Origin of the sequence: Streptomyces novaecaesareae, from assembly GCF_000716875.1 — a bacterium.
Taxonomy (GTDB): Bacteria; Actinomycetota; Actinomycetes; order Streptomycetales; family Streptomycetaceae; genus Kitasatospora; species Kitasatospora novaecaesareae.
Genome location: NZ_JNWQ01000112.1, coordinates 1 through 19,074 on the forward strand (window position 1 = coordinate 1; position 19,074 = coordinate 19,074).

Annotated in this window: 17 protein-coding genes; 10 read left to right on the forward strand and 7 right to left on the reverse strand. The window is 72.7% G+C overall.

All coding sequences use genetic code 11. The features are described 5' to 3' along the window. Window positions 1-509: 509 nt before the first annotated feature. Together OP86_RS29595 and ptsP are read left to right on the forward strand one after the other, a co-directional pair. Window positions 510-959 (forward strand): PTS sugar transporter subunit IIA, encoded by a 450-nt coding sequence (locus tag OP86_RS29595; protein WP_030058931.1) that lies wholly within the window; start codon window positions 510-512, stop codon window positions 957-959. A 46-nt stretch (window positions 960-1,005) separates the two neighbouring features. Then, complete coding sequence (gene ptsP, locus OP86_RS29600) at window positions 1,006-2,676, forward strand: phosphoenolpyruvate--protein phosphotransferase (RefSeq protein ID WP_030058933.1); 1,671 nt, start codon at window positions 1,006-1,008, stop codon at window positions 2,674-2,676. A gap of 73 nt (window positions 2,677-2,749) precedes the next feature. Here ptsP and OP86_RS29605 read toward each other — a convergent pair whose 3' ends face one another. From OP86_RS29605 to OP86_RS29615, 3 genes are all read right to left on the reverse strand, one after another. After that, window positions 2,750-4,768, reverse strand: a complete 2,019-nt coding sequence (locus OP86_RS29605; protein ID WP_030058935.1) for an acetoacetate--CoA ligase — start codon at window positions 4,766-4,768, stop codon at window positions 2,750-2,752. Between the two features lie 141 nt (window positions 4,769-4,909). Beyond that, entirely contained in the window at window positions 4,910-5,458 is a 549-nt protein-coding gene (locus OP86_RS29610) for an NUDIX domain-containing protein (RefSeq protein WP_030058937.1), read from the reverse strand. Between the two features lie 49 nt (window positions 5,459-5,507). Continuing rightward, entirely contained in the window at window positions 5,508-6,464 is a 957-nt protein-coding gene (locus tag OP86_RS29615) for an NUDIX hydrolase (protein WP_078589232.1), read from the reverse strand. A gap of 184 nt (window positions 6,465-6,648) precedes the next feature. Between OP86_RS29615 and mmuM the strand changes: the two genes are divergently transcribed. From mmuM to OP86_RS29640, 5 genes are all read left to right on the forward strand, one after another. After that, complete coding sequence (mmuM, locus tag OP86_RS29620) at window positions 6,649-7,593, forward strand: homocysteine S-methyltransferase (RefSeq protein ID WP_033333952.1); 945 nt, start codon at window positions 6,649-6,651, stop codon at window positions 7,591-7,593. Window positions 7,594-7,712: 119 nt separating this feature from the next. Next, the gene (locus tag OP86_RS29625) at window positions 7,713-8,477 is read left to right on the forward strand and encodes an IclR family transcriptional regulator (RefSeq protein ID WP_030058943.1); all 765 of its coding nucleotides are present in this window, start codon (window positions 7,713-7,715) and stop codon (window positions 8,475-8,477) included. Between the two features lie 303 nt (window positions 8,478-8,780). Further along, entirely contained in the window at window positions 8,781-9,500 is a 720-nt protein-coding gene (locus OP86_RS29630; protein ID WP_280921469.1) for an MIP/aquaporin family protein, read from the forward strand. A gap of 96 nt (window positions 9,501-9,596) precedes the next feature. Further along, entirely contained in the window at window positions 9,597-11,117 is a 1,521-nt protein-coding gene (gene glpK / locus OP86_RS29635) for a glycerol kinase GlpK (RefSeq protein ID WP_030058947.1), read from the forward strand. 174 nt (window positions 11,118-11,291) lie between these two features. Beyond that, window positions 11,292-12,887 (forward strand): glycerol-3-phosphate dehydrogenase/oxidase, encoded by a 1,596-nt coding sequence (locus OP86_RS29640; protein WP_030058949.1) that lies wholly within the window; start codon window positions 11,292-11,294, stop codon window positions 12,885-12,887. Window positions 12,888-13,039: 152 nt separating this feature from the next. Here OP86_RS29640 and OP86_RS29645 read toward each other — a convergent pair whose 3' ends face one another. Beyond that, window positions 13,040-14,260, reverse strand: a complete 1,221-nt coding sequence (locus tag OP86_RS29645; protein WP_030259618.1) for a metal-dependent hydrolase family protein — start codon at window positions 14,258-14,260, stop codon at window positions 13,040-13,042. 76 nt (window positions 14,261-14,336) lie between these two features. Here OP86_RS29645 and OP86_RS29650 point away from each other — a divergent pair, with 76 nt between their 5' ends. Next, window positions 14,337-14,966 (forward strand): TetR/AcrR family transcriptional regulator, encoded by a 630-nt coding sequence (locus OP86_RS29650; RefSeq protein WP_051830962.1) that lies wholly within the window; start codon window positions 14,337-14,339, stop codon window positions 14,964-14,966. 81 nt (window positions 14,967-15,047) lie between these two features. On the opposite strand, the gene OP86_RS29655 is transcribed toward OP86_RS29650, so the two are convergent. Both OP86_RS29655 and OP86_RS29660 read right to left on the reverse strand, forming a co-directional pair. Next, on the reverse strand, window positions 15,048-16,436 hold the full coding sequence (locus OP86_RS29655; RefSeq protein WP_030058955.1) for a GntT/GntP/DsdX family permease: 1,389 nt from the start codon (window positions 16,434-16,436) through the stop codon (window positions 15,048-15,050). Window positions 16,437-16,515: 79 nt separating this feature from the next. Continuing rightward, window positions 16,516-17,070, reverse strand: coding sequence for a gluconokinase (locus OP86_RS29660; protein WP_051830964.1), 555 nt, complete (start codon window positions 17,068-17,070; stop codon window positions 16,516-16,518). A gap of 165 nt (window positions 17,071-17,235) precedes the next feature. Between OP86_RS29660 and OP86_RS29665 the strand changes: the two genes are divergently transcribed. Continuing rightward, on the forward strand, window positions 17,236-17,931 hold the full coding sequence (locus OP86_RS29665; RefSeq protein ID WP_030058959.1) for a FadR/GntR family transcriptional regulator: 696 nt from the start codon (window positions 17,236-17,238) through the stop codon (window positions 17,929-17,931). A gap of 227 nt (window positions 17,932-18,158) precedes the next feature. Continuing rightward, window positions 18,159-18,590: a hypothetical protein gene (locus OP86_RS34100; protein ID WP_157849875.1), complete on the forward strand. Its 432-nt coding sequence runs from the start codon at window positions 18,159-18,161 to the stop codon at window positions 18,588-18,590. On the opposite strand, the gene OP86_RS29675 is transcribed toward OP86_RS34100, so the two are convergent. Beyond that, window positions 18,559-19,074, reverse strand: a 516-nt coding sequence (locus tag OP86_RS29675; protein WP_033333957.1) for a metallophosphoesterase family protein, incomplete at its 5' end; no start/stop codon positions are given. The two genes, OP86_RS34100 and OP86_RS29675, sit on opposite strands and share 32 nt — an antisense overlap.

Here is a 19,074-nt window from a genome sequence, read left to right on the forward strand (position 1 = left end):
GTCAACATATCTGGCGTTGACTTTTGGCACGCTGTTGAGTTCTCAAGGAACGGACGCTTCCTTCGGACCGCCTTCCAGCGGACCCTCCGGGCTTCGTTCGTGATTCCAGCTTACCAGATGTTTTCCGCTCCGTTTGCCGGGGCTTTTCGCATCTGAAATCTGGTGTTAACCGCCGAGTTGCGGCGACTCGACCAACCATAGCGGGTCGGTGGACCGAGCGCGAATCGAGGCGCGCCGGGGGTCACCCGGGCGGCGGCATGATTTGTTGCTCTCGCGAGCATATACAGCAATGGTCCCGATTCGCCAAGATGCCTGTAGAGTGCGCGCATCGGGCGAGAGGACTAGACCACTCGCGGGGCCGGTGGAACGCCGGTCGGCAGGTGGGCGAGGGTGGGGATACGCCCGGGAATGTCAATGGATGTCCGTAGTTGACATGATTTAGGCTTCAGCTGATCGTCGTGCCGCGCCTTGCGGCCACTCGCTGTATTGCGCACTTGGGAGGCACAACCATGACCACTGTGACGTCGCCGCTGACCGGCCTGGTCGTCGGGCTCGCCGGCGTGCCCGACCCGGTGTTCTCGGGCGCGATGGTCGGCCCCGGCACCGCGATCGACCCGGTTCGTCGGCCCACCGAGGCGGTCGCTCCGGTGGACGGCGTCGTGGTCTCCATGCACCCGCACGCCTTCGTCGTCGTGGATGCCGAGGGCCACGGTGTGCTGACCCACCTCGGGATCGACACGGTTCAGCTCAACGGCGAGGGCTTCGAGCTGCTCGTCAACAAGGGCGACACGGTGGCCCGCGGACAGGCCGTCATCAAGTGGGACCCGTCCACCGTCGAGGCCGCCGGCAAGTCGCCGATCTCGCCGATCGTGGCGCTGGAGGCCACTCCCGACTCGCTGGGCGACCTGCGGGAGGACGGCGAGGCCGTCTCCGGCGAGCCGCTGTTCAGCTGGGTCTGACCTCTCGCTCTCTTTCCCCCACACAGACTCAGCGGAGAACAGGTTCATGGAGAAGACACTGCACGGCGTGGGTGTCAGCCACGGGGTCGCGATCGCGCAGGTGCGGCACATGGGGACGGCGGTGCTGGAACCCCCGGCCACCCAGATCCCGACCGAGGACGCCCCTCGCGAGCAGGCGCGCGCCCAGGCCGCCGTCGAGGCGGTCGCCGCCGATCTCATCGCGCGCGGCAACCTGGCCGGCGGTGAGGCGCAGGCCGTGCTGGAGGCCCAGGCGCTGATGGCGCAGGACCCGGAGCTGATGGCCGACGTGTCCCGCCGGATCACGGTCGGCAGCAGTGCCGAGCGTGGCGTGTACGACGCCTTCGCCGCCTACCGTGCGCTGCTCGCCTCCGCCGGGGAGTACCTGGCCGGACGGGTCGCCGACCTGGACGACGTGCGCAACCGGATCGTGGCGCGGCTGCTCGGCGTGCCGATGCCGGGTGTGCCGGACAGCGACGAGCCGTACGTGCTGTTCGCCCGGGACCTGGCGCCGGCCGACACGGCGCTGCTGGACCCGGCGCTGGTGCTCGGGTTCGTGACCGAGGAGGGCGGGCCGACCAGCCACAGCGCCATCCTGGCGCGGGCGTTGGGTGTGCCGGCCGTCGTGGCGCTGCCCGGTGCGACCGAAGTCGCCGAGGGCACCGTCGTCGCGGTGGACGGCAGCTCGGGCGACGTGCTGCTGGAGCCGTCGCCGGAGAAGCAGGAGGAGCTGCGGGCGATCGCCGCCGAGCGCAAGGCCGCGCTGGCCGCCTCCTCCGGCCCGGGGCAGACCTCGGACGGGCACCGCGTCCCGCTGCTGGCCAACGTGGGTGGCCCGGCGGACGTGCCGGCCGCGCTGGAGAACGGCGCCGAGGGCGTCGGCCTGTTCCGTACCGAGTTCCTGTTCCTGGACGACTCGGCGAAGGCTCCCAGCGAGGCGAAGCAGGTCGAGGCGTACCGCAAGGTGCTGGAGGCCTTCCCGGAGGGCCGGGTCGTCGTCCGGGTGCTCGACGCGGGCGCGGACAAGCCGTTGGACTTCCTGACCCCGGCCGACGAGCCGAACCCGGCGCTGGGCGTGCGCGGCCTGCGCACCCTGCTGGAGCACCCCGAGGTGCTGCGCACCCAGCTGCGGGCGCTGGCCACGGCGGCCGAGGGCCTGCCGGTGCACCTTGAGGTGATGGCCCCGATGGTGGCCGACCGCAAGGACGCCAAGGACTTCGCGGCCGCGTGCCGTGAGGCCGGGCTGGACGCCAAGTTCGGTGCGATGGTGGAGATCCCGTCGGCTGCGCTGCGCGCCAGGACGATCCTGCAGGAGGTCGAGTTCCTGTCGCTGGGGACCAACGACCTGGCGCAGTACACCTTCGCGGCCGACCGTCAGGTCGGTGCGCTGGCCCGGCTGCAGGACCCGTGGCAGCCGGCGCTGTTGGATCTGGTCGCCGCGGCGGCCGACGCCGCGCGGGTCACCGGCAAGAGCTGCGGCGTCTGCGGCGAGGCGGCCTCCGACCCGCTGCTGGCCGTGGTGCTGACCGGTCTCGGCGTCACCAGCCTCTCGATGGGCGCCGCGTCGATCCCGTACGTGCGGACCGCGCTGGCCAAGTACACGCTGGCGCAGTGTCGCCGGGCGGCCGAGGCGGCCCGGGCCGCGGACAGTGCCGAGGAGGCGCGGGCCGCCGCGCAGCAGGTGCTGTCGGGCGAGTAGGGCCGAGGTAGCGACGGGAAGGGGCGTCCCCGCCATTGCGGTGGGGGCGCCCCTTTCGTGTGCGTCGGGCCGGTCAGGCCTGGCGGTCGACCCGGAGCTGCTCGAAGAAGCGCAGGTGGTCGAGGTTGTCGACGGAGCCGGGGTTGACGGCCTGCTCCAGCGGGGTGCCGGAGAGGATGCGCTTGACCGGGACCTCGATCCGCTTTCCGGTCAGGGTGTGCGGGAGGCCGCGGACGGCGATGACCTCGTCGGGGACGTGGCGCGGGGACAGCTCGGTGCGCAGCGAGGTGCGGATGCGGCCGATGAGGCCTTCGTCCAGTTCGGCGCCGGGGGCGAGGACGACGAACAGCGGCATCCAGTAGCCGCCGTCGGGCTCCTCCAGGCCGATGACGAGGGACTCGGCGATCTCGGGGAGGCGTTCGACCACCTCGTAGATGTCCGAGGAGCCCATCCGGACGCCCTGGCGGTTGAGGGTGGAGTCGGAGCGGCCGTGGATGACGACGGTGCCCCGGGAGGTGACGGTGATCCAGTCGCCGTGGCGCCAGACGCCGGGGTACATGTCGAAGTAGCTGTCGTGGTACCGGGTGCCCTCCGGGTCGTTCCAGAAGCCGGTGGGCATGGACGGGATGGGCTTGGTGACGACGAGCTCGCCGACGGCGTCGGTGAGCGGCTTGCCCTGGACGTCCCAGGACTCGACGGCGGTGCCGAGGCAGGGGGCCTGGATCTCGCCGAGGTACACCGGGAGGGTCGGGACGCCGCCGACGAAGCAGGAGCAGACGTCGGTGCCGCCGCTGACGGAGGCGAGCCAGACGTCCTCCTTCACCTCGTCGTAGATCCAGCGGAAGCCGTCGGGCGGGAGCGGGGAGCCGGTGGTGCCGATGCAGCGGACGGCGGAGAGGTCGAGGTCCCGGCCGGGGTGGAGCTCGGCCTTGCGGCTGGCGATCACGTAGGCGGCGGAGGTGCCGAGGACGGTGGCGCCGGTGCGGGCGGCGACGGACCACAGGGCGCCGGTGTCCGGGTGGCCGGGGCTGCCGTCGTAGGTGACGATCGTGGACCCGACGAGGAGGCCGGCCAGCAGGAAGTTCCACATCATCCAGCCGGTGGAGGTGTACCAGAGGAAGCGGTCCTGCGGGCCGAGGTCGAGGTGGAGGCCGGCCTGCTTGAGGTGTTCGAGGAGGATGCCGCCCTGGCTCTGCACGATGGCCTTGGGCAGGCCGGTGGTGCCGGAGGAGTAGAGGACCCAGAGCGGGTGGTCGAAGGGGACGGCCTCGAAGACCGGCTCGACCTCGTCGGCGACCAGGTCGTCCCAGGTCAGGGCGCCCTCGGGGGCGGGGCCGCCGAGCAGCGGGACGTGCACGACGGTGCGCAGGCTGGGCAGCTCGCGGCGCAGTTCGGCGACGACCTCGGTGCGGTCGTGGTCCTTGCCGCCGTAGTGGTAGCCGTCGACGGCGAAGAGGACGGCCGGCTCGATCTGCTGGAGCCGGTCGAGGACGCTGCGGGCGCCGAAGTCGGGGGCGCAGCTGGTCCAGATCGCGCCGACGGCGGCGGTGGCGAGGAGGGCGACGGCGGCCTGCGGGATGTTGGGCAGGTAGGCGCTGACGCGGTCGCCGGGGCCGATGCCCCGGGCGCGCAGGGCGGCGGCCAGGGAGCCGACCTGGCGGCGCAGTTCGGACCAGGTGAGGACGACGGGCTGCTCGGCGGTCTCGTCGAGGTGGAGGACGGCCGGACGGTCGGCGTTGGCCGGGTCACCGGCGGCGCGCAGGGCGTGCTCGGCGTAGTTGAGGCGGGCGCCGGGGAACCAGCGGGCGCCGGGCATGGCCGGGTCGGCGAGGACGGCCTCGGGGGCCTGGGTGAAGCGGACGTCGAACCACTGGGTGACGGCCGTCCAGAACCGGTCGAGGTCCTCGGTGGACCAGGCGTGCAGGTCGGCGTAGCGCTCGGCGGCCTGCTGGTCGTCGGCTGCCGGGGCGAGCGGGGCGGCCGGGGCGCCGTGGTGTTCGGCGGCCCAGGCCTGGAAGGCCACCAGGCTGGTGGCGGCGGCGCGAGCGGGGGTGGGGCGCCAGAGCGGCTGGTCCTGGGGTGGGGTGCTCACGGTGGTGGTCTCCCGGGCCGGTGGTGGGGACGGGAGCGCTTGTGGCAGACCCGTCCGGTTGGGCTGTCGGTGCAGACCATGCCATGTGAGCGGCCGTCGCGCCAGGGTCGGCCGGTGAGCGGCCGGGTGGTCAACGGGTGCTCAACGGGGGGTGAACTCTCCGCTGAACCAGCGACGCAGGACGCCGTTGTGGAAGTCCCAGACGAGCGGGGTGTCGGCGGTGGCGAGCAGCCAGCCGTCGGTCTCGTCGGTGGGGCGCGAGGGCGGGAGCTCGGCGAGCGGCCGGGCGGGGAGCAGGCCGCAGAGCATCACGAAGCGGCCGTTGGGGTCGGAGGCGGTGTGGATCAGGGTGATCTCGGCAGGGTCGGCCGCGATGCCGGTCTCCTCGTGCAGTTCGCGGACGCAGGCCTGCTGCCAGCTCTCGCCGAAGTCCATGTAGCCGCCGGGGAAGGCGAGTTCGCCGTAGCCGGGCTCGATGGTGCGGCGGATGACGACCAGTGCCGGGTCGGCGTCGGGCCGGGTGACGGGGAGGACGGTGACCGCGACGGGCAGCGGGTTGCGGTAGCTGATCTCGGCGCAGCCGGGGCAGCTCCGGGGCCAGGCCACGGTGCCGGGCGGGTAGGGCGTGCCGCAGAAGTGGCAGTGGGAGAACGGCCGGTGGACGGGCCGGGTCACTTCGTCAGTGGTCATGGCCGGATGTTAGCCCGGTGGGTCGATGCGGCCCCTGGTCGGCCGGAGGTCAGTGGGCCGGGGCCTCGCCCGGCAGGGCCTCGCCCGGTGGCGCCTCTCCCGGTGGGTCCTCGCGGGTGGGGCGGAGCAGAGCGGGGTGCAGCAGGCTGGCACCGCCGGCGTGGTAGGTGCGGGCTCGGGGGCCGCCGCGGGCGCCGCCGCGCTGGGTGGTGGTGCCGGTGCTCTCGACGAAGCCGGGGACGGAGAGGACCTTGCGGTGGAAGTTGCCCGGGTGGAGCTTCTCGGCCCAGACCGCCTCGTAGACGGCGCGCAGATCCGGGATGGTGAAGTCGTCGGGCAGGAAGGCGGTGGCCAGGGGGCTGTACTCGATCTTGGCGCGCACCCGGTCGAGGCCGTCGGCGAGGATGCGGGCGTGGTCGAAGGCCAGCGTGAGCGCGGTGGGGCCGGTGCGCCCGTCGACACCACCCCCGTGGGTGTCGGCGGGCGCACCGGCGGCTGTGGAGCGGCCGCAGGGCCGGAGGTCCAGGTCGGAGACGGGGTGCCAGGCGGCGGCCGCGGCGTCCGTCCCGGCCTGGGGGTCGGGCAGGTCGGGTGCGAAGGCGAGGTAGGCGACGGAGACGACGTGCATCCGCGGATCCCGCCCGGGGGCTCCGTAGGTGCCGAGCTGTTCGAGGTGGAGGCGGCAGAGTGTCGCCTCCACCTCGGAGGCGCCCTGCAGGCCCGTCTCCTCGGCCAGCTCGCGGGCGGCCGCCTCGTCCAGGCCCTCCTCGCCGGCCCGCAGGAAGCCGCCGGGCAGCGCCCAGCAGCCCTGGTAGGGCGGGGCGCCGCGCTCGACGAGCAGCACGTGCAGGCTGCCCTGGCGCAAGGTCAGGGCGACCACGTCGACCGTGACGGCGATCGGGGTGTAGGCGCGCGGGTCGTACGCGGCCAGCCACTCCTGCTCCGTCGCGGGCCCGGTGGTCGCGGGCCCGGTGAGGGGCTGGGGGGACTGCTCGTCCACCGCCATGGCCGGCTCCTCTCCGCGCTCGCCGTGCTCGGATCGTCGTTCTCGGGTGTTCACCCCGGGCGTCGTTCTCGGGATGAGCACAACGTAGCGATTGCGTTCCCCGTCGGCAAATGGTTTTCCGGGTCGGCGGGGGTGCTCGCCTTCTAGGCTGTGACCAGGAACGACACTCCCCGAGGAGGCCGACATGCCTACTGCTCCCCCGCCGGACTTCGCCGCGGCGCTCGCCGCCGGTCCGCTGGTGCTGGACGGCGGGATGTCGAACCAGTTGGCGGCCGCCGGGCACGACCTGTCGGACGAGCTCTGGTCGGCGCGGCTGCTGGCGGACGAGCCGGAGGCGGTGGTCGCGGCGCACCGGGCGTACTTCGAGGCCGGCGCGGACGTCGCCATAACCGCGAGCTACCAGGCGAGCTTCGAGGGCTTCGCCCGGCGCGGGGTGTGCCGCGCCGAGGCGGCGCGGCTGCTGGCGAGCAGCGTGGAGCTGGCCCGGGAGGCGGCGCGGGCCGCGCCGGGCGGGCGGCGGCGCTGGATCGCGGCGTCGGTGGGCCCGTACGGGGCGGTGCTGGCGGACGGCTCGGAGTACCGGGGCCGGTACGGGCTGAGCGTCGCGGAGCTGGCGGCCTTCCACCGGCCGCGGCTGGAGGTGCTGGCGGCAGCGCGGCCGGACGTACTGGCGCTGGAGACGGTGCCGGACGCGGACGAGGCCCGGGCGCTGCTGGGGCTGGTGCGCGGGCTGGGGGTGCCGGTCTGGCTCTCCTACAGCGTCGCGGGCGACCGGACCCGGGCCGGGCAGCCGCTGGCGGAGGCGTTCGCGCTGGCCGCGGACGTGGACGAGGTGCTGGCGGTGGGCGTCAACTGCTGCACGCCGCAGGACGCGGACCGGGCGGTGGCGCTGGCCGCCGAGGTGACCGGGAAGCCGGTGGTGGTCTACCCGAACAGTGGGGAGCAGTGGGACGCCGAGCGCCGGGACTGGCGCGGGGAGCCGACCTTCCGGTCGGCCCGGGTGTGCGGCTGGCTCGCGGACGGGGCCCGGCTGGTGGGCGGCTGCTGCCGGGTCGGGCCGGACGGGATCGCCGCGCTCGCGGCGGAGGTGGCGGTGCGCCGGACCCCGCCGGACGGCGCGGGAGATTAACACCAGGCTGAGGGCGGGTTACCCAGGGGGAAGGTGCACGGAGCCAGTAGGGCCTGGCAGACTCGTCCCGTCACTACTGCGGTCGACAATGTCGACCGCCTGTCAGCGCGGAGGTATCCATGCCCGGCCCGATCCAGTCGCTCTCCCGGGCCGCCGCGATCATGCGACTGCTGGCCGGCGGCGAGCGCCGCCTGGGCCTGTCCGAGGTCGCGACGGCGCTGGACCTCGCCAAGGGCACCGCGCACGGCATCCTGCGCACGCTGCAGCAGGAGGGGTTCGTCGAGCAGGATCCGGAGAGCGGCAAGTACCAGTTGGGCGCCGAGCTGCTGCGGCTGGGCCAGAGCTACCTGGACGTGCACGAGCTGCGGGCGCGGGCGCTGGTGTGGGCGGACGACCTGGCCCGGGCGGCCGGGGAGACGGTCTACCTGGGCGTGCTGCACCAGCAGGGCGTGCTGATCGTGCACCACGTGTTCCGGCCGGACGACACCCGCCAGGTACTGGAGGTCGGCTCGATGCAGCCGCTGCACAGCACCGCGCTGGGCAAGGTGCTGGTGGCCTACGACCCGGTGGCGCGCGGGGAGTTGGGCGACGGCCCGTACGAGTCGTACACCGTGCGGACGCTCACCGAGGCGGTCGACGTGGACGCCGAGTGCGCGCTGATCCGCGAGCGCGGCTGGGCGGACGCGGTCGAGGAGACCTGGGACGGCGTGGCCTCGATCGGCGCGCTGATCCAGGACCGGCGGCGCAACCCGGTGGGCGCGGTGTGCATCAGCGGGCCGGTGGAGCGGGTCTGCGAGGACGGCTTCGTGAAGCCTTCCTTGGTGGCCTCGGTGCGCAGCGCGGCGCGGGCGATCTCCCGCGACCTGGGCGCCGGGCGGTTCTGAGAGAAGCGGTCACATCGTCACGCTGAGGCGCGGACAGGCATCAGGCCTGTCCGCGCCTTGGCGTTTTGTCCGGTTTCGGGGCGCTCCGCTCGGTAACTTCGGAGGACGGGTCGAGGCGCGGGTCACAGCTGCGTAACCCCGCCTTGACGTGGGGGCGACCTGGGGAGGAAGCTTCCGCATGACGGTCGACATTGTCGAACGATGGCCGGGGAGATCACTCCCCCAGTGCGCTCACCCGCATAGCGATCGACCGGCCGCCCACCCCCACCCGCACCTCCGGGCCATATGGACAAGGGAGTCTTTGTGTCCGCGTTCTCCAACGGCGACGTTTTCGTCGGCGAAACCCTCGGCACCGCCGCGCTGATACTCCTCGGCGGTGGCGTCTGCGCCGCCGTGACCCTCAAGAAGTCGAAGGCCGTCAACGCCGGCTGGCTGGCGATCACCTTCGGCTGGGGATTCGCGGTCCTCATCGCCGCCTACATGTCGGCTCCGAAGTCCGGCGCCCACCTCAACCCGGCCGTCACCATCGCCCTCGCCGTCAAGAGCGGCGACTGGAGCCAGGTGCCGCTCTACATCGGCTCGCAGCTGCTCGGCGCGATCATCGGCGCCGTGCTGGTCTGGGCGACCTACCTCGGACAGTTCAACGCCAACGAGGAGCCCACCCTCGGCATCTTCTCGACCGGGCCCGAGATCCGGAACCCGATCCAGAACGTGCTCACCGAGGTCATCGGCACCTTCGTGCTCTGCTTCGCGATCCTCACCATCGGGACCAACTCCGGCCTCTCCCAGTCCGGCACCGGCACCCTGATGGTCGCCTTCACCGTCGTCGGCATCGGCCTCTCGCTGGGCGGCCCGACCGGCTACGCGATCAACCCGGCCCGTGACCTCGGCCCGCGCATCGCGCACGCCCTGCTGCCGATCCCCAAGAAGGGCGGCTCCGACTGGTCGTACGCCTGGGTGCCGGTCGTCGGCCCGGTCATCGGCGGCCTCGCGGCCGGCGGACTGTACAACGCCCTCTTCTAAAGGCCGGGTTGTACCCCGCCGAGCACGGGGACTGACCGAGAAGCGTGTCAGGCCCACCCACCCCGTAATCCCCGAACCCGAGCCGAGGACCTCCCCATGACCTCCACCGGTAACTACATCGCCGCGATCGACCAGGGCACCACCTCCAGCCGCTGCATCATCTTCGGCGCCGACGGCCGGATCGTCTCCGTCGACCAGCAGGAGCACCGGCAGATCTTCCCGCAGCCCGGCTACGTCGAGCACGACGCCGCCGAGATCTGGACCCGGGTGCAGTCGGTCGTCCGCGGTGCGCTGGAGAAGGCCGGCCTGACCAAGGACGACATCCGCGCGATCGGCATCACCAACCAGCGCGAGACCACCGTCCTGTGGGACAAGAACACCGGTGAGCCGGTGCACAACGCCCTGGTGTGGCAGGACACCCGCACCGAGGCGCTCTGCCGCGAGCTCGGCCGCAACGTCGGCCAGGACCGCTTCCGCCGCGAGACCGGCCTCCCGCTGGCCAGCTACTTCGCCGGCCCGAAGATCCGCTGGCTGCTGGACAACGTCGAGGGCCTGCGCGAGCGCGCCGAGGCCGGCGACATCCTGTTCGGCACCATGGACACCTGGGTGATCTGGAACCTCACCGGCGGTGTCAACGGCGGCAAGCACGTCACCGACGTGACCAACGCCAGCCGCACCATGCTGATGAACCTCAAGACCCTGGCGTGGGACGAGAGCATCGCCGAGTCGATGGGCGTGCCGATGGCCGTCCTCCCGGAGATCCGCTCCTCCGCCGAGGTGTACGGCGAGGCCGTCGGCGACCTGGCCGGCGTCCCGGTCGCCTCCGCGCTCGGCGACCAGCAGGCCGCGCTGTTCGGCCAGACCTGCTTCGACGAGGGCGAGGCCAAGTCCACCTACGGCACCGGCACCTTCCTGCTGCTCAACACCGGCGAGAAGATCGTCAACTCGTACCACGGCCTGCTGACCACCGTCGGCTACCGGATCGGCGACCAGGCCCCGGTGTACGCGCTGGAAGGCTCGATCGCCGTCACCGGCTCGCTCGTCCAGTGGCTGCGCGACCAGCTCGGCATCATCTCCACCGCCGCCGAGATCGAGACCCTCGCCAACACCGTCGAGGACAACGGCGGCGCCTACTTCGTCCCGGCCTTCTCCGGCCTGTTCGCCCCGTACTGGCGCTCCGACGCCCGCGGTGTGATCGCCGGCCTGACCCGGTACGTCACCAAGGGCCACCTGGCCCGGGCCGTCCTGGAGGCCACCGCCTGGCAGACCCGCGAGGTCGTCGACGCCATGCAGAAGGACTCCGGGGTCGAGCTCACCGCCCTCAAGGTCGACGGCGGCATGACCAGCAACAACCTGCTCATGCAGAACATCGCCGACGTCCTGGACGCCCCGGTCGAGCGCCCGTACGTGGCCGAGACCACCGCCCTCGGCGCCGCCTACGCAGCGGGCCTTGCCGTCGGCTTCTGGAACGACCTCGACACCCTGCGGGCCAACTGGCACCGCGCCGCCGAGTGGACCCCGCGCATGGACGAGGCCACCCGGGAGCGTGAGTACAAGAAGTGGCTCAAGGCCGTGGAGCGCACCATGGGCTGGGTGGAGGAGGAAGAGGACAACTGACCGACGAGCCGGTCGGGGCCCCGTGCCCCGGCCGGCCGCCCGCTGTCCCGGCAGCGGGTGTCACCGTGTTTCACCGGCCCGCCGCACCGGGCCGACCGGCCTCTCCCGCAGAGGCCGCACCGCACCCGAGAGGAGTAACGGCGCCGCCCGACCCGCGCGCCGTACACAACCACCATGGCAACCATCCCGACCCTGGGCGCCGAGCGCACCGCCGGCCGCACCGCCTCCCGCGCCGAGACCCGTGAACTGCTCGGCAAGGCCACCTACGACCTGCTGGTGATCGGGGGCGGCATCCTCGGCACGGCCGTCGCCTGGACCGCGTCCCAGGCCGGCCTGAAGGTCGCCATGGTCGACGCCGGCGACTTCGCCGGTGCCACCTCCAGCGCCTCCTCCAAGCTCGTCCACGGCGGTCTGCGCTACCTGCAGACCGGCGCCGTCAAGCTGGTCGCGGAGAACCACAAGGAGCGCCGCGCGCTCTCCACCGACGTGGCCCCGCACCTGGTCAACCCGCTGACCTTCTTCGTGCCGGTCTACAAGGGCGGCCCGCACGGCGCCGCCAAGCTCGGCGCCGGCGTCTTCCTGTACTCGGCGCTGTCCGCCTTCCGCGACGGCATGGGCCGGGTCTCCACCGCCGCGCACGCCGCCCAGCAGGTGCCCGCGCTGCGCACCGAGGGCCTGCGCTCGGTGGCCGTCTACGGCGACCACCAGATGAACGACTCGCGCGTCGCCGTGATGACCGTGCGCGCCGCCGTCGACGCTGGCGCCGTGGTGCTCAACCACGCCGAGGTCACCGGGCTGCGCTTCACCGGCGGCCGGGTCACCGGTGCCGAGCTGCGCGACCGCCTGGACGGCAGCGAGTTCGGCGTCAACGCCCGCCTGGTGCTCAACGCCACCGGCCCGTGGGTCGACCACCTGCGCACGATGGAGGACGCCGGCGCCGCGCCGTCGATCCGCCTCTCCAAGGGTGCCCACGTCGTGGTCAAGCGCCGCTCGCCGTGGCGTGCCGCGCTGACCATCCCGATCGACAAGTACCGCGTCTCCTTCGCCATCCCGTGGGAGGACCACGTCCTGCTCGGCACCACCGACGAGGAGTACACCGGCGACCCGAAGGACGTCCGGGCCACCGACGCGGACATCGACCAGATCATGGGCGAGGCCGCGCACGCGATCCGCGACGAGCACCTCGACCGCGATCTGATCACCTACTCCTTCGCCGGCCTGCGGGTGCTGCCCGGCGGCCCGGGCGACACCGCCGCCGCCAAGCGCGAGACCGTCGTCACCGAGGGCCGCGGCGGCATGCTGTCGGTCTCCGGCGGCAAGTGGACCACCTACCGGCACATCGGCCGCACCGTGCTGGAGAAGCTGGCCCACGTGCCCGGCACCAGCCTCGGCGAGGACATGTCCCCGATCGCCCCGACCGTCCCGCTGCCGGGCGTCGGCGCGCCGAACGCGGTGGCGCACCGCCTGCTGATCGACCGTGAGCCGGGCTCGCGGATGGAGCCGCTGGTGGCCAAGCACCTGGCCAGCCACTACGGCACGCTCTCCTTCGAGATCGCCCGCATGATCGACGAGAACCCGGAGCTCGGCCGGCCGATCCACGAGGACGGTCCGGACGTCTGGGCGCAGGTCGCCTACGCGGCCGAGAACGAGTGGGCGTACACGGCGGACGACGTGCTGCGCCGCCGCACCACGATGACGGTGCGCGGGCTGGACACGCCGGAGATCCGGGCCGAGGTCGAGGCCTTCCTCGCGAAGCGCGGGGGCAAGTGAGCACAGCCTCGCGAAGCGTGGGGGCAAGTGAGCACAGCCTCGCGAAGCGCGGGGGCAAGTGAGCACAGCCTCGCGAAGCGTGGGGCGAAGTAGGCAAGTCCTTTGCAGCGGGCGGGCGTTCGGGGTTTCCCGGGCGCCCGCCCGCTGCGTTGTCAGATCGGGGTGCCCGCCTTGACCACGTGCTTCAGGTGCCGCTGCGGGCGGGTGAGCACGGTGAGGTCGGCCAGCGGGTCGCCGTCGACGACGAGCAGGTCGGCGTGGGCCCCCGGGGCGAGGGTGCCGATCTCCCCCGCCATGCCGAGCAGTCGGGCCGCCGTGGTGGTCGCCGAGCGGAGCACGTCGGCGACCGGCTGGACCTGGGCGCGGAGCGTGAACTCCTCCAGCTGGGCCGGGTGCAGCGGACCGAGCAGGTCGCTGCCGTAGACCAGGTCGACGCCCGCGCGGTGGGCGCGTTCCAGGGCGTCGAGGCCCTGGTCGCGGACCTCGGCGAGCTTGCCCAGCGAGGCGGGCGGCAGGCCGGAGGCGGCGCCGAGCCTGGCGGTCTGCTCGTAGGCGACCAGGGTGGGGACCAGGAAGGCCCGCTTCTCCAGCAGCAGGGCGATGGTGCCGTCGTCCAGCAGGTTGCCGTGCTCGACGCAGCGCACGCCGGCCCGCAGGGCGCGGTCGATCGCGCGCGGGTGGTAGGCGTGCACGGTGACGTAGCGGTTGTGGTTCTCGGCCTCCTCGACGGCCGCGCGGATCTCCTCCTCGCTGTACTGGACGGCGGCGATCTCGTCGTGCGGGGAGGCGACGCCGCCGGAGAGCAGCACCTTGAGGTGCCGGGCGCCCTTGCGGAACTCGTCGCGGGCGGCGGCCCGGACGGCGTCCACGCCGTCGGCGATCCGGCCGAAGTTCGGCCGGGACTCGCAACAGGGCAGCGCGTCGTCGCCGAGCGGGCGGAGATCGCCGTGGCCGCCGGTCTGGGAGAGCGCCTTGCCGCCGTGCAGCAGGCGCGGGCCGAGTGCCAGGCCCTCGTCCAGTGCACGGGCCATGCCGTGGTCGGCGCCGCCGACGTCGCGGACGGTGGTGAAGCCGCGGCGCAGCATGCGCTCGGCCTCGGCGAGGGCGCGGACGGTGGCGTAGCCGGGGGTCCAGTTCGCGACGTCGTGCAGGTCGAGGGTGGTGACCAGCAGGTGGACGTGGGCGTCGATCAGGCCGGGCAGGACGGTACCGCCGGCCGCGTCGACGACCCGGACGCCGTCGGTGGCGGCGGGTGGGCGGCCGGTGCCGGTGGCGGCGATCCGGCCGTCGGCGGCCTCCAGCCAGCCGAGGTCGTTGCGGGTGGCGTCCTCGGGGTGGAGCAGGTGGGCGTTGGTGATCAGCAGTCGACTCACGATGGTTACCCTCTCGGGTTCAGTACGGCCCGTATTGAATACGACTCGTATTGAATACACCATGTATCGTTCTCCTGTGAACCCGCCCCCGGCCGATGCCGCCACTCCCCGACCGCCCCGACGACGCGTCCACACCCGGGCCAGGCTGCTGTCGGCGGCGAGCGAGCTGTTCCTCACCGTCGGCTTCGCGCGGACGAGCATCGAGGACGTCTGCGCCGCCGCGGGCTACACCCGCGGCGCCTTCTACTCGAACTTCGCCAGCAAGGAGGACCTGCTGCTGGCGCTCTTCGACGACCACGCGGCGCAGCGGATCGCCGAGCTGGAGGAGCTGGCCGCCGTGTGCGAGGCGCTGGCCCCGCCCGAGCGGGCGCGGCTACTGGTCGGGGCACTGCTGCGGGTCGAGCCCGCGGAGACCGGATGGATCCTGCTGTTCCTGGAGTTCCGGCTGGTCGCCGCGCGGACGGAGCGGCTGGCGGAGCAGGCCGCCGAGCACGACCGGGCGGTCGCACGGGCGCTGGCCGACGCCCTGGAGCGGACGCTGCCGGAGCTGGTGCCCGCGGGCGCGAGCGCCGGGCAGGCCGCGGCGGTGATCCTGGCGGCGCGGGAGGGCCTGCTGGCCCGTACGGCGGCGGGCGGCGCGGCGGCGGAGGACCTGCTGGAGGCGACGTCGGCGGTGCTGTCCGGGCTACTGGGGCACGTGGGCTGAGGCCCGGGAAACGCCGAGGGGCGGCACCCGTACGGTCACGGGTGCCGCCCCTCGGCGGTGCTGTGGTTGAGTCGGAGATCGCTAGATGATCAGGCTCAGCGGCAGGATCAGGGCGATGGCGACGACCGAGATCACCGTCTCCATCACCGACCAGGACTTCAGCGTCTGCCCGACGCTCATCCCGAAGTACTCCTTCACCAGCCAGAAGCCGGCGTCGTTGACGTGCGAGAAGAACAGCGAGCCGGCCCCGATCGCGAGCACCAGCAGGGCCGCGTGGGTCGAGGACATGTTCGCGGCGAGCGGGGAGACGATGCCGGCCGCGGTGATCGTGGCGACCGTCGCCGAGCCGGTGGCCAGCCGGATCAGCACCGCGATCAGCCAGCCCAGCAGCAGCGCGGAGATGTGCCACTTGCCGGACCACTCGCTCACCGCATTGCCGACGCCCACGTCGATCAGGGTCTGCTTGAAGCCGCCGCCCGCACCGACGATGAACACGATGCCCGCGATCGGGCCGAGCGACTTGCCGACGGTGTCGGAGATCCGCGCCTTGTCGAAGCCGGCCGCCTTGCCGAGGGTCACCATGCCGAGCAGGGTCGCGGCGAGCAGGGCGATCAGTGGGGAGCCGATGAAGTCGAACACCCGCTGGCCCATCGCCTTCGGGTCGTCGATCACCACGTCGGCCAGCGCCTTGCCGAGCATCAGCACGACCGGCAGCAGGATGGTCGCCAGCACCGCGCCGAAGGACGGGGTGCGGCCGGGCTTGGCCGACTCCTCGGGGGCGGTGGCGGCCGGGATCTCCAGCGGGCCGACCCAGCGCTCGGCGACCCGTGCGAACAGCGGACCGGCGATGATCAGGGTCGGGACGGCGACCAGCAGGCCAAGCGCCAGGGTGACCCCGAGGTCGGCCTTCAGTGCGTCGACGGCGACCAGCGGGCCCGGGTGCGGGGGCACCAGGCCGTGCAGCACGGACAGGCCGGCCAGGGCCGGGATGCCGACCCGCATCAGCGGCACGTTGCCGCGGCGGGCGACCAGCAGCACGATCGGGATCAGCAGGACGACGCCGACCTCGAAGAACAGCGGCAGGCCGAGCACGGCCGCGATCAGCGCCATCGCCCAGGGCAGCGCCTTGTTGCCCGTACGGGAGAGCACGGTGTCCGCGATGATGTTCGCGCCGCCGGAGTCGGCGAGCAGCTTGCCGAGCATCGCGCCGAGGCCGATCAGCAGGCCGACGCCGGCCACGGTGGAGCCGAAGCCGGTGGAGAAGCTGCTCAGCAGCTTGTCGAAGGGGGCACCCGCGACGGCGGCCAGCAGACCGGAGCCGAGCGTGAGGGCGAGGAACGGGTGCAGCTTCAGCTTGGTGATCAGTAGGACGATCGCACCGATGCTGAGCAGCACCGCGATCAGCAGCTGGGTGTCGCTGCCGGTGTGCGGCAGGGCCGGTGGGGCGGCCGCCAGCAGAGTGGGGGACATGCTCATGCGCCCGCCTCGCTCCGCTCGGCAGGGGCATTCGCCCATGCGCGCCTTCTGATGGCTCGCTCGCTTCGCTCGCTCACGTGAGGTCTCCATTGACGGGCCGCAGCAGCGCCGCGGCCATCTCGACGAGTTCTTCGGGGGACGGGCCCACGTCCAGGACGGCGCCGCGCTCGTCCGCCGCCAGGGGTTCCAGGGCGGCGTACTGCGAGTCGAGCAGCGACGGCGGCATGAAGTGGCCGGCGCGGTGGTTGAGCCGGTCCTCGACCAGCTCGTGACCACCGCTGAGGTGCAGGAAGAAGGCGCCCGGGCAGGCCGCACGCAGGGTGTCGCGATAGCGGTGCTTCAGCGCCGAGCAGGTGACCACACCGCCGGTGCCGGCCTCGGTCCGCTCCTTGAGCCAGGCGCCGATGGCGCGCAGCCAGGGGGCGCGGTCCTCGTCGTCCAGCGGGATGCCGGCCGACATCTTGGCGATGTTGGCCGCCGGGTGGAAGTCGTCCGCCTCGGCGAAGGGGAGGTCGAGGCGGTCGGCCAGCATGCGGGCCAGGGTGGTCTTGCCGACGCCCGAGACGCCCATCACCACGACGGTGAGGGGGGCCTGCGGGAGGTCGTGGTTCTCGACGCTGAGAGCCATGGGTGGTGCTCCTTCGTTGCCTGGCCGCCACTATCGCCTCAAAGATATGACGTATTCAAGTGCTAGAAACCAAATCGTCATACTTTTAGGCTGTGGGCTGGGTCGCATGCGCGACGGAGGGGGCTCCCCGCCGCCGACCGCGGGGCGGGCGTCTACGCTGGGCGGATGGAGATCCAGGGGCTGCCCGGGCGACTGCTTGACGAACTCGGGCCGGCGATCGCGTCGGGGGAGATTCCCGAAGGTGCGGTGCTGCGCGGGGAGGAGCTGGAGGAGCGGTTCGGGGTGTCCCGGACGGTGGTCCGCGAGGCGGTGCGGATCCTGGAGGGGATGCGCATGGTGGCCTCCCGGCGACGGGTCGGGATCACCGTGCAGCCGAAGTCCCTGTGGGACGTCTTCGACCCGCTGGTGATCCGCTGGCGACTCGCCGGAGCGGACCGGCCCGCCCAGCTGCGCTCGCTCGGCTCGCTGCGGGTCGCCGTCGAGCCGGCCGCGGCGGCGCTCGCCGCGACCCAGGCCACCGATGACGACCGGCGCCAACTCAGTTCGCTGGCCGTCGAGTTGACGGTCTCCGCGCGGGAGGCGGACCTGACCACCTTCCTCGCGCACGACATCGCCTTCCACGCACTGGTGCTGCGCGCCTCCGGCAACGAGATGTTCGCCCACCTCGGGGACACCGTGGGGGCGGTGCTCACCGGGCGGACGGAGTACCATCTGATGCCCCATCAGCCCGAGCCGTACGCGATCCGGTTGCACCGCGAGGTCGCCGACGCGATCTGCTCGGGGAACGCCGACGAGGCCGAGCAGGCGATGCGGACGATCGTCACGGGCGCGCTCGCGGAGCTCAACCAGCAGTTGGGCTGAGCACCGGCCGACTGCTGCGCGGACGGCTACTGCTGCTGCTGCTGCTGCTGCTGCGAACGACTGTTGCTGCCCGGACGGCTACTGCTGCCCGGATGGCACGATTTGGCGGTAGTTCGGCGGATTCGGACGCATAGTCCTGGTTCGACGGGGCAGAGTGAGCCGAGGGGGCGCCATTCGTGTGCGCCCGTTCCGCGTCCGTCGCCGAATCCGCGCCTGGGGGTCGCTCGATGTCCGTGCCACGCCGCCGTCGCCGCCTGCCCGACGAGGTGCGCGCCGCCGCAGTCCGGGCGGTGCTCTGCCTCTCCTTCACCCTGGTGGGCGTGGTCGTCGCGACGCTGGCCTCGTACGCGGGCAGTTGGATGCTGACGCCCGCGCTACTGGCCATGGGCGTCGGGGTGTTCGGCACCATGTGGTGCCTGCTGGAGATCCTGATCTCCAGCCAGGTCGCCGCCCAGCGGATGCGGGCGCCGAACTCCGCGCACCCGATGGCGGGGGGCCGTACCAGCCCCCGCAGCCTCAGCCACAGCCGCAGCGGCGCCAGCCGCCGCAACAGCCCCGGCTGCCGACCGCCCGGCCCTGAGCGCGGGCGCCCGACCCTGAGCCCGGCGGCCGGTCCGGGGACGGGCCTCAGGCCGGGAGCGCCCGGTAGTGGGTGGTGACCCTGCCGTCGCCGTCCAGGACGTGGAAGGCGAACATCGGCGGATGGTCGAAGGAGATCCCGCGCCCGCCCTCGCCGGGCAGGGTGACGGTGGAGACCACGCCGGGCGCGACCAGCAGTGGCAGGCCGGCGAAGGTGGTCGCGACGGCGGTGTGGGAGTGCCCGCAGAGCAGGGCGGCCACCCGGGGGTGGCGGCGCAACACCCGTGCCAGGCCCGCCTCGCCGAACTGACGGATCCCGTCGACCATCGGCAGGTGCAGTTCGACCGGCGGGTGGTGGAAGGCCACCAGGGCGGGCAACTCGGCCCGCCCGGAGCCAAGTCGGGAGTCCAGCCAGTCCAGGGTCTGCTCGTCCAGCAGGCCGTCGCTGCGCCCCGGTATCGACGAGTCGAGCATCAGCACGTCGGCGCCGGGCAGTTCGTGCAGCCGGTTGATCGGCCCGTCGGCAGGCTCCTCCCCGGCCCCCTCCCCGGCCCCCTCCCCCGC